Source organism: Streptomyces sp. NPDC001056, assembly GCF_053598955.1.
Window position 1 is genome coordinate 119,413 of record NZ_JBSFLI010000016.1, and the last position, 13,828, is coordinate 133,240.

A 13,828-nucleotide genomic window follows, 5' to 3' on the forward strand; every position below is an offset into this window, starting at 1 on the left:
GACTCGGACGCGGTTTGGCGACCGCCGCTCCGCTGGTGTAGACCAGTTGCCCGGACGGTTCCGCTGTCGTGATCGCCATCATTCGGCACGGACGGCATGACCGCTCGCGAAGATGGGCCAACTGTGGGTTACTGCGACAAAGCGGTTCGGATCAGGGGAGAAGCAACATGGCCACCAAGGCTGAGAAGATCGTCGCCGGCCTCGGCGGGATCGACAACATCGAGGAGATCGAGGGCTGCATCACCCGCCTGCGCACCGAGGTGTCCGACCCCTCGCTGGTGAACGAGACCGCCCTGAAGGCCGCCGGCGCCCACGGCGTCGTCAAGATGGGCACCGCCGTCCAGGTCGTCATCGGCACCGACGCCGACCCGATCGCCGCGGAGATCGAGGACATGATGTGACGTCCCCCCGGACTCACGAACAGGGGCTCCTCCCGAGGCGGGAGGAGCCCCTTCCGTGTCTACGGCTAGGCTCCATGCCATGTCTCGCATCGACGGCCGTACCCCCGAACAGCTCCGCCCGGTCACCATCGAACGCGGATGGAGCAAGCACGCCGAGGGCTCCGTCCTCGTCTCCTTCGGCGACACCAAGGTCTTCTGCACCGCCTCCGTCACCGAGGGCGTCCCGCGCTGGCGCAAGGGCAGCGGCGAAGGGTGGGTCACCGCGGAGTACTCCATGCTGCCCCGCGCCACCAACACCCGCGGCGACCGCGAGTCCGTCAAGGGCCGCATCGGCGGCCGTACCCACGAGATCTCCCGCCTCATCGGCCGCTCCCTGCGGGCCGTCATCGACTACAAGGCGCTCGGCGAGAACACCATCGTCCTCGACTGCGACGTCCTCCAGGCCGACGGCGGCACCCGCACGGCGGCCATCACCGGCGCGTACGTCGCCCTCGCCGACGCCGTCGCGTGGGCGCAGGGCAAGAAGCTGATCAAGGCCGGCCGGCAGCCGCTGACCGGCACGGTGAGCGCGGTCTCCGTCGGCATCGTCGGCGGCGTCCCGCTGCTCGACCTCTGCTACGAGGAGGACGTGCGCGCCGAGACCGACATGAACGTCGTCTGCACCGGCGACGGCCGCTTCGTCGAGGTCCAGGGCACGGCGGAGGCGGAGCCGTTCGCCCGCGACGAGCTGAACGCGCTGCTCGACCTGGCGGTCAGCGGCTGCGACGCGCTGGCCGCGCACCAGCGGGCGGCCCTGGAGGCCGCGCTCGCGTCGTAGCGGCCGAGCGGGAGCGGGCAACCCGGTGGCCCCTCCCCGCGTCCTACCTCTACGCAGCAGAGGGACATCAGGGGAGGGGATCATCACCATGGCCGCCAGCCGAGGCCGTCTCGCCGTCATCGTGGCGACCGCCGCGCTCACCGCCGGCCTCGTCGGGGGCTGCGGCACCGTGCACAAGGCGATGGACTGCGTCCATACCGCGGACACCATCGCCGACAGCGTCACGGATCTCCAGCAGGCCGTGGAGAACGCCGCCCATGATCCGGGGCAGGCCGATTCCGCGCTCGACGCCATCGAGGGCGACCTGAAGAAGATCGGGGACAGGACGGACGACGCCGACGTCAACAAGGCGGTCGACGATCTCGACAAGGCCGTGGGGAACGTTCGCACGGCCATCCGCGAGGGCGATCGCACGCCGGACGTCGGACCGGTGACGGACGCGGCGGGGGAGCTGACGAAGGTGTGCACCACGTAGTGCGGCCGCGACCTCCCGGCGGCTAGTCGAGCAGTTCCCCCCGCTCCTGCGGGGCGCGCTTCAGGGAGCGCCTGCCCGCCTTGCGGCTCACGCCCACGCCGCCCCAGAACGCGAACCCCCCGATGACCACCCTCGGGGCGCCCGGCTCGGACAGACCCTCGTCCCTCGGGTGCTCGAACGCGCCCATGACGCCGACGCCGCGCACGACCACCTCGACGCCCGGCGGCACGGTCACCTGCACGCCGCCCATGACGGCCACGACGTTGATCTCCACCTCGCGGTCGGCGAAGTCCGCGTCGCGCAGGTCGATGTCGGCGCCGCCCAGCAGGGCGAGGCAGTTGAAGCGCTTGGGCATGGTCCAGCGGCCCTTGCGCTCGAAACCGGACAGGATGGCGACGCCACCGCCGGAGGAGCCCTCGCCGCCGACGATGCGGGAGGACCAACTGCCGTCCGGTACCGGTTCCTTGGTGAAGGAGACCGACGCCGGGGCGGTGCCGGTGGGCAGATCCCGGGTGATCGGGGCCAGCTCGCCGTACGTACGCGCCCGGTACGTCGCCTCCAGCCGCTCCTCGAACTCGCCCATGTCGAGACGCCCCTCGGCGAGGGCGTCCCGCAGCACCTCGGCGACCCGTTCCCGGTCGGCATCGGAGGCGCGCAGTTCCGGACGTGCGTCGTCGGTCATGGCAGCAGCCTACGAGACCGCCTTCTCCGCGTACATCTTCGCGATGACGGCCTCGATGTCCGGCTCCCGCACCGACAGGTCCACCAGCGGGTACTCCGCCGCGAGATGCGCGACCACCGGCGCCGCCGACTGCCCGGCCGGGAACGCCAGCCACTGCCGGGGCCCCTCCACCCGCACCACCCGCGCCGACGGCACCCGGACCGGCGGCAACTCCCGCTCCAGGTCCACCACCAGGGTCCGCTCGCTCTCCCCGGCCTCGTGCAGCCCGGTGAGCGGACCGTCGTACATCAGGCGCCCGTGGTCGATCACCATCACCCGCGAGCACAGCTGCTCGATGTCCTGGAGGTCGTGGGTGGTCAGCAGCACGGTCGTGCCGCTCGCGGTGTTCAACTCCCGTAGGAACCCCCGCACCTTGGCCTTCGACACCACGTCCAGGCCGATCGTCGGCTCGTCCAGGTACAGCACCTCCGGTTCGTGCAGCAGCGCCGCCGCGATGTCCCCGCGCATCCGCTGGCCCAGGGAGAGCTGGCGCACCGGGGTGTCCAACAGGGTGCGCAGTTCGAGGAGTTCGACGAGTCGGTCCAGGTTCTGCCGGTAACGGGCGTCCGGGATGCGGTACATGCGGTGGGCGAGCCGGTAGGAGTCGATCAGCGGCAGGTCCCACCACAGGGTGGTGCGCTGCCCGAACACCACCCCGATGCGTCGCGCGAGCCGCGAGCGCTCCCGCGAGGGGTCGATCCCCGCGACCCGCAGCCGGCCGCCGCTCGGTGTCAGGATGCCGGTCAGCATCTTGATCGTGGTCGACTTCCCGGCGCCGTTCGGCCCGATGTAGCCCACCATCTCCCCGCGCGCCACGGTGAACGACAGCGAGTCGACCGCCCGCACCTCGTGCCGCTCCCGCCTGAGGAAACCGGTCTTTCGGCGCACCGAGAAGACCTTCTCCACCTTGTCCAGCGCGATGAAGTCGTCCATGAGGTCCTAGCTCCCTGTGCTCCGGTACGAACGAAGTCCCGCCCGCCAGGCCAGCCCGGCCAGCGCGCAGCAGGCCGCCGCCACCAGCGGGGTCGCCCAGGCCAGCGGGCCCGGCAGGTCCAGCGGATAGGGCCGCCCGAGGATGTAGCTCGCGGGCAGCCAGTTGACGAAGGCCAGCGGCAACAGGAAGGTGACCCCGCGCACCAGCTCCTTCGCGAACACCGACGGCGGGTACTGCAACAGCGTCGTACCGCCGTACGTGAACGCGTTCTGCACCTCGGCCGCGTCCTGCGCCACGAACTGGAAGGCCGCGCCCGCCACGAACACCGCGCAGAAGATCCCGCAGCCGCCGAGCAGCGTGAGCGGCATCAGCAGCAGCCTGCCCGCCGTCCACTCGACGTCCAGCCGGCTCAGTGCCCAGCCCAGCACCAGCGAGCCCTGGGTCACCCGGCCGAGGCGCCGCAGCGCGAACCGGTCGGCCGCCACCTGCGCCAGTATCGGCGCGGGCCGCACCAGCAGCGCGTCCAGCGTGCCGTCCCGCAGCCGCCGCCCCAGCCGGTCCATCGAACCGATCACCAGGTCCGCCAGGCCGAAGGAGACCGCCGACAGGCCGTACAGGAACGCCACTTCGGGCAGCGACCAGCCACCGAGGGCGCGCACCCGGGAGAACATCAGCATGATCGCGACGAAGTCGAAGAAGGTCGCCGTGAAGCTCCCGAACGTGGTCATGACGAACGACGCCCGGTACGCCATGGTCGACCGGATCCACATCCCGGCGATCAGCCCGTACACCCGGGCGCCCTCCACGAGCCGCCCGCGCTCAGCCACCCTGCACCACCACCCGCCGCGTCGCCGCCGACTGCAGCAGCCGCCCGGCCCCGAGCAGCACCACGGCCCACGCGCCCTGGAACAGGTACGTGCGCAGCGGGTGCCCGTGCCCGAGCAGGATGCCCGCGGGTGCCTGGAGCAGCGAGGACCAGGGCAGGGCGCGTACGACGGTGCCGAGCCCGCCCGGGAACACGTTCAGCGGCAGCAGCATCCCCGAGCAGAAGTAGCCGAGCAGCCACGTCATCTGGCCCATCCCGGTGCCGTCCAGCATCCAGAACGTGCTCAGCGCCACCAGGTACCGGATGCCGAAGCCGACCAGCATCGCCAGCAGCACGGCGACGAGGAACGCGGCCCAGGTGCCGGCGTCCGTGGGCAGGTACGCCGGGAAGACCAGCGCGCCGAAGACGAACGGCAGCACGCCCCGCCCCAGCAGCTGGAAGAACGCCCGGCCCAGGTCCGCGGCCAGCCACCACAGCTGGAGGTCGGCGGGCCGGTACAGATCGATCGCCACGTCCCCCGTACGGATGCGTTCCATCAACTCGTCCTCGACGCCCCCGCCGCTGATCGCGAGCGTCGACAGGAAGGCCTGGCCCAGCCACACATAGGTGATGGCCTGCGCCTGGTCGTATCCCCCCAGATGCGGTTTCAGATCCCACAGGGCCTTGTAGGTGTAGACGAGGATCAGCCCGAAGACCGTGTTGGTGAAGACCCCTGCCGCAGTGGCGGCCTTATACGTCGCGTACCGTCTGAATCCCCCTAACGCGACGGTGGCGTACAACCGTCCCGCGCCCACGTCAGTCGACCTCCTCGGACCGCTCGACACCGAAGCGCAGGAGCCTAGTCCGGAGCCCCGGCGACCGGCCACGCATTTTGTGGCCGAAGCGTGCCGTAATCCGGGAACGGAACGCCAGGTGCGAGAGTCTTCAAACGGGGGGCGCAGAAGGCGTACGAGGCGTACGGGAACGTACGACGCGAAACAGGAGTCCGTGCACGACATGAGCGACGAGCCACAGCCGCAGCAGCCGAACGAAGGCGTGGCGCCGGAAAAGCCGCTGCCGGCTGCGAGGCCCGGGACCGCGGGGCCGGGATCCCCCGCCATCCCCGAGGAGGGGACCGGCCGAGTGAAGGACACCGAGGACACCGAGGGGTCCGGGAGGGCCGAGAGGGCCGATAAGGCGGAGCGGGCCGACAGGTCCGAGGGGCGGGCCGGGGAGACCGGCCGGGCCGAGGGTGCGCGGAGGACCGAGGGCGCCGAGCGTGACGAGCGCGCCGGGCGGGCCGAGGACTCCGGGGGTGCCCGCGGGAGCGGCGTCGCCGGGGGGACCGGGCGCACCGCAAGGAGCGAGGTCTCCGGGAAGGCGCAGGGCGCCGACGGTACGGCGGCGGCCGACACGGCTCGCCGCTCCGTTCCCGCGCCCCAGGACCGTACGGCCTCCATCGCCCGCGCCCGGCAGGCGGCGCGGGACGCCCGCACGGAGAAGGGCGCGACGACGGCCGCCGAGGGCGAGGGCACCGGGGAGCGCGGCGGGTCCGGCAAGCCGGCCGGCGCAGCCAAGCCGCAGGTACCCGGCGCCCGCGCGCCCGAGAAGCCGGCCGAGAGCACCCAGGTGCTGCGCCGCATCACGCCGCCCCGGGGGCCCCGGGACCCCGCGGACGCCGCGAAGGGACCCGGCAAGCCCGGCCAGGACGCACCGGCACCCGAGACCACCCAGGTGCTCCGCCGGGTCAACGCCCCGCGCAAGGGCGAGCCCGGCGGCCCCGCGAAGCCCGGGTCCCCCGCGGCCCGGCCGGACGCGACCGGCCCCACCGCCCACACGACCGGCTCCCGGCCGGGCGGCCCCCGCCCCGCCACCCGTGCGGCCGGCGCGGCCGCCGCAGGTGCCGCGGGCGCCGCCGCGTCCTCCCCGGCGAGCGCGGCAGGTGCCGCCGGTGCCGCCGGCGCGGCGAAGGCGTCGGCTGCGGCCGGTGCCGCCGGTGCCGCCGGTGCCGCCGGTGCCGCGGGGATCGCCGGTGCGGCGGCAGGCGCCGCCACCCCCGGTCCCCGTACCGGCTCCGGCCCGAAGGCGTCCCGCCCCGGCACCGGACCGAACCCCCGGCAGACCGAGGCCCCCGCCACCCCCGAACCCGGGACCACCGCCCTCGCCGCCGCCTCGGAGGACACCCCCACCGGCAAGGGCAAGGGCAAGGGCAAGGCCAAGAAGCCCAAGCGCACCGGATGGAGGCGACTGCTGCCGACCTGGAAGATGGTGCTCGGCACCTTCGTCTTCCTCGTCCTCGCGGTCATCGGGCTCTTCTTCGTGGGCTACTCGCTCGTCAACATCCCGCCGGCCAACGCCCTCGCCAACAAGCAGGCCAACGTCTACCTCTACGCCGACGGCTCCCAGATCGCCCGCGACACCCGCGACAGCCAGGTCAACCGGGAGAAGGTCAGCCTCGCCGAGGTCTCCAAGGACGCCCAGCACGCCGTACTGGCCGCCGAGGACCGCGACTTCTACACCGAGTCGGCCATCGACCCCAAGGCGATGCTCCGCGCCGCGTGGAACACCGCGACCGGCAAGGGCAAGCAGTCCGGGTCCACGATCACCCAGCAGTACGTGAAGAACTACTACCTCGGCCAGGAACAGACGGTCACCCGCAAGGCCAAGGAGTTCTTCATCTCGATCAAGCTCGACCGGACCAAGTCCAAGGACGAGATCCTTGAGGGCTACCTGAACACCAGCTACTTCGGCCGCAACGCCTACGGCATCCAGGCCGCCTCCCAGGCCTACTACGGCCGCGACGCCCAGAACCTCGACCCGGCCCGCGCCGCCTACCTCGCCGCGCTCGTCAACGCGCCGAGCGAGTACGACGTCGTGGCCCACCCGGAGAACAAGGCCGCGGCCGTGGCCCGCTGGAACTACGTCCTGGACGGCATGGTCAAGCAGGGCTGGCTCGGCCAGTCCGAGCGCGCCGGGATGAAGTTCCCGATGCCGAAGGAGCAGACGCTCTCCACCGGCATGTCCGGCCAGCGCGGTTACCTCGTGGACGCCGTCAAGCACTACCTGATCGCGAACCACATCCTCGACTCCGACCAGCTCGAAGCCGGCGGCTACCGCATCACGACCACCATCCAGAAGGACAAGCAGAACGCCTTCGTCAAGGCGGTCAACGACCAGCTGGTCTCCAAGCTCGACAAGAAGAACAACAAGGTCGACAGCTACGTCCGCGCGGGCGGCGCCTCCGTCGACCCGAAGACCGGCGAGGTCGTCGCGATGTACGGCGGCATCGACTACGTGAAGCAGTACACCAACGGCGCGACCCGCGGTGACTTCCAGGTCGGCTCCACCTTCAAGCCGTTCGTCTTCACCTCCGCCGTGGAGAACGGCTCCACCACCCAGGACGGCCGCCGCATCACCCCGAACACCCAGTACGACGGCACCAACGAGCGCCCCGTGCAGGGCTGGAACGGCGGCGCGTACGCCCCGCAGAACGAGGACCAGAAGTCGTACGGCCAGATCACCGTCACCAAGGCCACCGACCTCTCGGTGAACGCGGTGTACGCGCAGATGGCGGTCGACGTCGGCCCGACCAAGGTCAAGCAGACCGCGATCGACCTCGGCATCCCCTCGGACACCCCGGACCTCCAGCCGTACCCGTCCATCGCGCTCGGCCCCGCCACCGCCAGCGTCCTGGACATGGCGGAGGGGTACGCCACGCTCGCCAACCACGGCAAGCACGGCACGTACACCCTGGTCCAGAAGATCACCCGCAACAGCACCGACGAGGTCAAGCTGCCCGACGCGCCGGTCAAGCAGGCCGTCAGCCGCGCCGCCGCCGACACCACCACCGCCATGCTGAAGAGCGTGGTCCAGGGCGGCACCGCCACCGCCGCGCAGGCCGCGGGCCGTCCGGCGGCCGGCAAGACCGGTACCGCGGAGAACGACACCGCCGCCTGGTTCGCCGGCTACACCCCGGACCTCGCCACGGTGGTCTCCGTGATGGGTCAGGACCCGGTGACGGCCAAGCACATGCCGCTGTACGGCGCGCTCGGCCAGGCCCGTATGAACGGTGGTGGCGCGCCCACCCAGATCTGGGCCCAGTACACCCACGACGCGCTGAAGAACGCCCCGGTGGCCTCCTTCGACCTCCAGCTCCAGGCGGGCGCCGACCAGCCGCAGCCGCCCGGCCCCGGCGACCCGAGCCAGTCCGCCACCACGGACGGTCAGAACACCGGCGGCGCCACCCAGCCCGGCGGCACCCCGAGCGGCACCCCGACCGACGGCACCACCGGCACCCCGACCGACGGCGGCGTGACGACCGGCGGTGACACCACCGGCGGCGCCACCACCACGGGCGGGACGACCGGCGCCGACCCGGCCACCGTCGGCGGCACGACCGGCGGCGCCACCACCACGAGCGGCGGCGCGGCGGGCGGCGCACCCGGCGGCGGCGGTACGACCACGACCGGCGGCGGTACGACCACGACCGGCGGCAGCACCGGCACCACCACGAGCGGCGGCCCGGGAGGTGGCCCCGGCACCTGAGCCGCGCCCGGAAGATGACGACGAAGAGGGCTGGTGACCGTGGTCACCAGCCCTCTTCGCTCACCCACCGCGGGGGTTCACGGCCTCACAGGTAGAGCCCGGTCGAGTCCTCCGAGCCCTCGAAGCGGTCCGCGGCCACGGCATGCAGGTCGCGTTCCCGCATGAGGACGTACGCCACGCCCCGCACCTCGACCTCGGCCCGGTCCTCCGGGTCGAACAGGACCCGGTCGCCGGGCTCCACGGTCCGTACGTTCTGCCCGACCGCGACGACCTCGGCCCAGGCCAGCCGACGTCCGACCGCCGCGGTGGCGGGAATCAGGATGCCGCCCCCCGACCGCCGCTCGCCCTCACCGGTCTCCTGCTTGACCAGCACCCGGTCGTGCAGCATCCGGATGGGCAGCTTGTCGTGCTGCGGGGTGCTCTGCGTGTCTCTGTTGGCGCTCACGCCTCGAACCTACCTGCCTTCGCCGCGCCCGTGGTCCCCCGGGTGGCCGTCACGTCGCCCCGTGCCCGCCGGGGCGCGGGGGCGTACGTCCGTAGCCGCCCGGGGGCCGCCGTGTCAGCGCCCGCGCCGCCGGGACAGGGCGACCAGGCCCACGACCCCGGCCACGACGAGCGCCGCCGGCACGACCCGCTCCATCCGCAGTCGGCCGTACTCGTCCGTGAACTGCGCCCTGACGTCACTCACCACCCGGTTGACCTGCACATACGCACGTCCCACGGTGTGGTCGATATTGGCCACGGCCTTGGCCTTCACATCCCCGACGATCGTCTTCGGATGCACCCGCACCCCGATCTCGTCGAGCGTCTCGGCCAGCACTTCGCGGCGGCGCCTGATGTCCGCCTCGATCTGCGCCGGGGTTCTGGTGTCCGCCGTGTCCGCCACCGTACGGCCTCCGAAGTCTGCCGAAATCCTGCTGCTGCTGTTCCGGACAGTCTGTCAGCTCCTGTCCGCGCCGCACCGCAAGGGCCCCCGGTTACGCTGGTCCGATGAGCGAGCGACTCCAGCCGGGGGACGTGGCCCCCGCCTTCACCCTCCCGGACGCCGACGGCCACGAGGTCTCCCTCGCGGACCACAAGGGCCGCAAGGTCATCGTCTACTTCTACCCCGCGGCCCTCACGCCCGGCTGCACCAAGCAGGCCTGCGACTTCACCGACAACCTCGACCTGCTGGCCGGCGCCGGCTACGACGTCATCGGGATCTCCCCGGACACCCCGGAGAAACTGGCCAGGTTCCGCGAGAAGGAATCCCTCAAGGTGACCCTCGTCGCCGACCCCGACAAGAAGGTCGCCGAGTCCTACGCCGCCTACGGCGAGAAGAAGAACTACGGCAAGACCTACATGGGCATCATCCGCTCCACGTTCGTCGTCGACGAGGACGGCACGATCTCCCACGCCTTCTACAACGTCCGCGCCACCGGCCATGTAGCCAAGATCATCAAGGATCTGGGCATCTGACCCGCTGCCCGGCCGCTAGCATGGCCGGGCAGCACCAGGCGGCCGTGGTGGAATTGGCAGTCACGCTGGGTTTAGGTCCCAGTGGGGTAACTCCCGTGAGGGTTCGAGTCCCTCCGGCCGCACCAGAGTCCAGCCGCACGCGTGCTCAGCCGAGCAGCTCCCGCATCACCGGCACCAGCGCCCGGAACGCCTTCCCCCGGTGGCTGATCGCGTTCTTCTCCTCGGGGCTCAGCTCGGCGCACGTCCGGCTGTCGCCGTCGGGCTGGAGGATCGGGTCGTAGCCGAAGCCGTTCGTGCCGGCGGGGGCGTGGCGGAGGGTGCCCTGGAGCCGGCCCTCGACCACGCGTTCCGTGCCGTCCGGCAGGGCGAGGGCGGCGGCGCAGGCGAAGTGCGCGGCGCGGTGCTCCTCGGCGATGTCGGAGAGCTGGGCGAGGAGCAGGTCGAGGTTGGCCTTGTCGTCGCCGTGGCGGCCGGCCCAGCGGGCGGAGAAGATGCCGGGGGCGCCGTTCAGGACGTCCACGCACAGGCCCGAGTCGTCGGCGATCGCGGGCAGTCCGGTGGCCTGGGCCAGGGCGTGCGCCTTGAGCAGGGCGTTCTCGGCGAAGGTGACGCCGGTCTCCTTGACGTCGGGGATCTCGGGGTAGGCGTCGGTGCCGACCAGCTCGTGGGGGAGCCCGGCGTCGGCCAGGATGGCCCTCAGCTCGGTGATCTTTCCGGCGTTACGGGTGGCGAGGATCAAGCGGGTCATGCCGCCCAGTATTCCTCGCCCCGGATTCACAGCTGCGCCTGCCCCGCACCCCTCAGCGAGTGCAGGTCGAACACCCCGGCCATCCTGGCGAAGCCCAGGTCGCTGGGGTGCAGATGGTCGCCGGAGTCGTAGTCGGGGCGCAGGCGGCGGGGGTCGTACGGGTCGCGCAGGGCCGTGTCGAAGTCGGTCACCGCGTCGTACACCCGGCCCGCGCGGATCTGCGCGTTGATCTGCTGCCGTACCGCCTCCCGGGCGGGGGTCCAGCCCCGGTGTCCCCGGAACGGCATGAGGGTCGCCCCCACGACCTTCAGCCCGCGCGCGTGTGCCTCGCGGACGAGGGTGCGCAGTCCGGCGAGGACGCGGTCGGGGCCGTCGAGGTGCGGGTCGCGCAGGATGTCGTTGACGCCGAGGTCGACGACGACGACCCTGACGCCGGTGCGGGCGAGCGCGTCGCGTCCGAAGCGGCCGAGTCCGCTCTGGTTCTCCGCGGGGCGGCCGAGCCCGTCGGTGAGGACCTGGTTGCCGCTGACGCCCTCGTTCACGACGCTGTAGCGGGGCAGTCGCTGTCCGCTTCGAAGGGCGGAGCGCAGCCGGTCGCCGAGGACGTCCGGCCAGCGGCGGTTGGCGTTGACGGTGGAGGTGATGCCGTCGGTGAGGGAGTCGCCGAAGACGACGACGGTGCCGTCGGCCTCGTTGCTCAGCACGTCCAGTGCGGTCAGGTAGCGCCAGTAGGGCGTTTGCCGGGTGTAGGGGGCACCGGTGGCGTCCGCGGTGCGGTCCCCGGTGGCGACGTAGGAGATCTGCCGCGCGTGCGGGTGGTAGGTGACCGGCCCGGACGGGGTGGGGGAGTAGGTGGTGACGAGGACATCGGTGTCGTGGGGTACGAGGAGGTGCACCGCGTCGCTGACGACCTGTTCGCCGGCGGGTATGACGACGCCGGTGGCGCCGTCGAAGGTGAGCCGCCGCATCGTGTCCGCGTCGGCCGCGGCGGTGGCGTCGCCGGCGGACAGCGCGATCGTGGCGTGGGTGATGTCCAGCGGTGTCTGGCCGTAGAGGTTGGACAGCGTGACGCGGGCACTCGTACCCCCGGCGTCCGCGTGGACGACGTTGCGCACCGAGCGGTCCGCGAGGCCGGCCGCCTCGGTGCCGGGCTCGCCGCCGACGGGGGCGCTCGCCCAGGAGCCGACCCAGGTGCCGGTGGAGACGGGTGCGGCGGAGGAGTCGCGGTGCGGGCGGCCGTCGGCGAGGGCGCCGCCCGTGGCGTGGTCGCCGCCCCCGGCGGTGACGTAGATCCCCGCGCTCACGGCCAGCACCAGCGCGACGAGCGCGCCGATCAGGGCGAGGTACTTCGCGCGGTGCCGTGCGCGGGGCGCCTCCGGGGCCCCGTCCTGCCGCCTGTCCACGCTTGTGCCGTTCTCCTCGGGCGAGGGAGCCCCGGGCTCCGATCTTGATGAGTCCATGATGCCTTCATGGGCCGGGACGAACCGGTGGGGCCCTGGGCCGAGGGCCCGGAGGCCCATTCCCCCGCCGGAACAGACGCCGGGAACTCCTGTTCCGTTCCGGGAGTAGGTCAGGAGGGGACAATTGTGCGCGGGATCACCGAACGGGTGGAGCTGATGGAACCTACCGAGACGGGTGCGGCGGCGTCGTACCGGACCATGACGGCCTTCACGCCGGCCGACGAGGAGCGCCGGCGCGGGGTGCGGCGGATGAAACTCACCGCGACGGGCCTGCTGCTGTTCGTGGCCGTGGTGTACGTGCTGGCCAAGCTGGCCGGGAGCGCGGGTGCGGGGGCGTGGGCGGACTACGTCGCCGCGGCGGCGGAGGCGGGCATGGTGGGTGCGCTGGCGGACTGGTTCGCGGTCACCGCGCTCTTCCGGCACCCGCTGGGTCTGCCCATCCCGCACACCGCGATCATCCCGACCAAGAAGGACCAGCTGGGCGTCTCGCTGGGCGAGTTCGTGGGGGAGAACTTCCTGTCCCAGGACGTCGTGCGGCAGCGGCTGCGCGCGGTCGGCATCGGCGCGCGGCTGGGTGCCTGGCTGGCGGGGCCGGAGCACGCGGACCGGGTGACGGCGGAGCTGGCGACCGCGTTGCGCGGGGCGCTGACGGTGTTGCGGGACTCCGATGTGCAGGCGGTGGTGGGGGAGGCGATCACCCGTCGGGCGGGGGCGCGGGAGATCGCGCCCGGACTCGGCAAGATGCTGGAGAAGGTCGTCGCCGACGGCGGTCACAAACGGGCCGTGGACCTGGTGGTCTCCCGAGCCCATGACTGGCTGGTGCTGCACGGCGACAACGTGATGGGCGCGGTGCAGGGCGGCGCGCCCGGCTGGACGCCGCGGTTCGTGGACCGCAAGATCGGCGAGCGTGTGTACAGGGAGCTGCTGCGGTTCTGTGCGGAGATGCGGGACATGCCGTCCCATCCGGCGCGCGGCGCGATCGACCGGTTCCTCACCGACTTCGCCTCGGACCTCCAGTCCGACACCGAGACCCGGGCGCGGGTGGAGCGGCTGAAGGGTGAGGTGCTGGGCCGCGGTGAGGTGCAGGACCTGATCGCGTCCGCCTGGACGGCCGTACGGTCGATGATCGTCGCGGCGGCGGAGGACGAGCGCAGCGAGCTGCGGATGCGGCTGCGGTCGGCGCTGCTGTCCCTGGGCACGCGGATGGCGGGCGAGCCGAAGATGCAGGAGAAGGTGGACAGCTGGCTGGAGGGTGCGGCTGTGCACGTGGTGACCACGTACCGGGCCGAGATCACCTCGCTGATCACGGACACGGTGGCGGGCTGGGACGCCGAGCACACCACCCGGAAGATCGAGGCGCACATCGGTCGCGATCTGCAGTTCATCCGGATCAATGGCACGGTGGTGGGATCACTGGCGGGACTGCTGATCTTCACGGTGTCGCGGGCGGTGGGTGGCTGACGC

Annotated in this window: 14 protein-coding genes and 1 tRNA gene; 7 read left to right on the forward strand and 8 right to left on the reverse strand. The window is 72.1% G+C overall.

Translation table 11 applies throughout. The features are described 5' to 3' along the window. The first annotated feature begins 167 nt into the window (after positions 1-167). From ACWDD7_RS20340 to ACWDD7_RS20350, 3 genes are all read left to right on the forward strand, one after another. Entirely contained in the window at positions 168-401 is a 234-nt protein-coding gene (locus ACWDD7_RS20340; protein ID WP_351868219.1) for a PTS glucose/sucrose transporter subunit IIB, read from the forward strand. Positions 402-480: 79 nt separating this feature from the next. Next, complete coding sequence (gene rph, locus ACWDD7_RS20345; protein WP_351868221.1) at positions 481-1,218, forward strand: ribonuclease PH; 738 nt, start codon at positions 481-483, stop codon at positions 1,216-1,218. A gap of 88 nt (positions 1,219-1,306) precedes the next feature. Then, positions 1,307-1,693, forward strand: coding sequence for a hypothetical protein (locus ACWDD7_RS20350; RefSeq protein WP_351868224.1), 387 nt, complete (start codon positions 1,307-1,309; stop codon positions 1,691-1,693). A 22-nt stretch (positions 1,694-1,715) separates the two neighbouring features. Here the strand turns inward: ACWDD7_RS20350 and ACWDD7_RS20355 are convergent, their stop codons facing one another. The 4 genes from ACWDD7_RS20355 to ACWDD7_RS20370 are packed head-to-tail and all read right to left on the reverse strand — an operon-like array spanning position 1,716 to position 4,968. Then, entirely contained in the window at positions 1,716-2,375 is a 660-nt protein-coding gene (locus ACWDD7_RS20355) for a DUF1707 SHOCT-like domain-containing protein (RefSeq protein ID WP_450458338.1), read from the reverse strand. 9 nt (positions 2,376-2,384) lie between these two features. Next, positions 2,385-3,347 (reverse strand): ABC transporter ATP-binding protein, encoded by a 963-nt coding sequence (locus tag ACWDD7_RS20360; RefSeq protein ID WP_351868228.1) that lies wholly within the window; start codon positions 3,345-3,347, stop codon positions 2,385-2,387. A 6-nt stretch (positions 3,348-3,353) separates the two neighbouring features. Then, the gene (locus tag ACWDD7_RS20365; protein WP_351868242.1) at positions 3,354-4,118 is read right to left on the reverse strand and encodes an ABC transporter permease; all 765 of its coding nucleotides are present in this window, start codon (positions 4,116-4,118) and stop codon (positions 3,354-3,356) included. A gap of 49 nt (positions 4,119-4,167) precedes the next feature. Further along, complete coding sequence (locus ACWDD7_RS20370; RefSeq protein WP_450458340.1) at positions 4,168-4,968, reverse strand: ABC transporter permease; 801 nt, start codon at positions 4,966-4,968, stop codon at positions 4,168-4,170. Between the two features lie 814 nt (positions 4,969-5,782). Between ACWDD7_RS20370 and ACWDD7_RS20375 the strand changes: the two genes are divergently transcribed. After that, positions 5,783-8,698, forward strand: coding sequence for a transglycosylase domain-containing protein (locus ACWDD7_RS20375; protein ID WP_450458385.1), 2,916 nt, complete (start codon positions 5,783-5,785; stop codon positions 8,696-8,698). Between the two features lie 85 nt (positions 8,699-8,783). Here ACWDD7_RS20375 and ACWDD7_RS20380 read toward each other — a convergent pair whose 3' ends face one another. Both ACWDD7_RS20380 and ACWDD7_RS20385 read right to left on the reverse strand, forming a co-directional pair. Further along, positions 8,784-9,086, reverse strand: coding sequence for a GroES family chaperonin (locus ACWDD7_RS20380; RefSeq protein WP_143638545.1), 303 nt, complete (start codon positions 9,084-9,086; stop codon positions 8,784-8,786). 171 nt (positions 9,087-9,257) lie between these two features. After that, positions 9,258-9,584: a DUF3618 domain-containing protein gene (locus tag ACWDD7_RS20385; RefSeq protein WP_392217740.1), complete on the reverse strand. Its 327-nt coding sequence runs from the start codon at positions 9,582-9,584 to the stop codon at positions 9,258-9,260. Between the two features lie 104 nt (positions 9,585-9,688). Here ACWDD7_RS20385 and bcp point away from each other — a divergent pair, with 104 nt between their 5' ends. Both bcp and ACWDD7_RS20395 read left to right on the forward strand, forming a co-directional pair. Beyond that, positions 9,689-10,156, forward strand: coding sequence for a thioredoxin-dependent thiol peroxidase (gene bcp / locus ACWDD7_RS20390; protein WP_351871326.1), 468 nt, complete (start codon positions 9,689-9,691; stop codon positions 10,154-10,156). Positions 10,157-10,194: 38 nt separating this feature from the next. Next, positions 10,195-10,281 (forward strand) — tRNA-Leu (locus ACWDD7_RS20395). Positions 10,282-10,301: 20 nt separating this feature from the next. Here the strand turns inward: ACWDD7_RS20395 and ACWDD7_RS20400 are convergent. Further along, the gene (locus ACWDD7_RS20400) at positions 10,302-10,904 is read right to left on the reverse strand and encodes an XTP/dITP diphosphatase (protein ID WP_450458341.1); all 603 of its coding nucleotides are present in this window, start codon (positions 10,902-10,904) and stop codon (positions 10,302-10,304) included. 26 nt (positions 10,905-10,930) lie between these two features. Next, positions 10,931-12,307 (reverse strand): SGNH/GDSL hydrolase family protein, encoded by a 1,377-nt coding sequence (locus ACWDD7_RS20405; protein WP_450458342.1) that lies wholly within the window; start codon positions 12,305-12,307, stop codon positions 10,931-10,933. Positions 12,308-12,520: 213 nt separating this feature from the next. Here ACWDD7_RS20405 and ACWDD7_RS20410 point away from each other — a divergent pair, with 213 nt between their 5' ends. Then, positions 12,521-13,825, forward strand: coding sequence for a DUF445 domain-containing protein (locus ACWDD7_RS20410; RefSeq protein ID WP_450458386.1), 1,305 nt, complete (start codon positions 12,521-12,523; stop codon positions 13,823-13,825). Positions 13,826-13,828 lie beyond the last annotated feature (3 nt).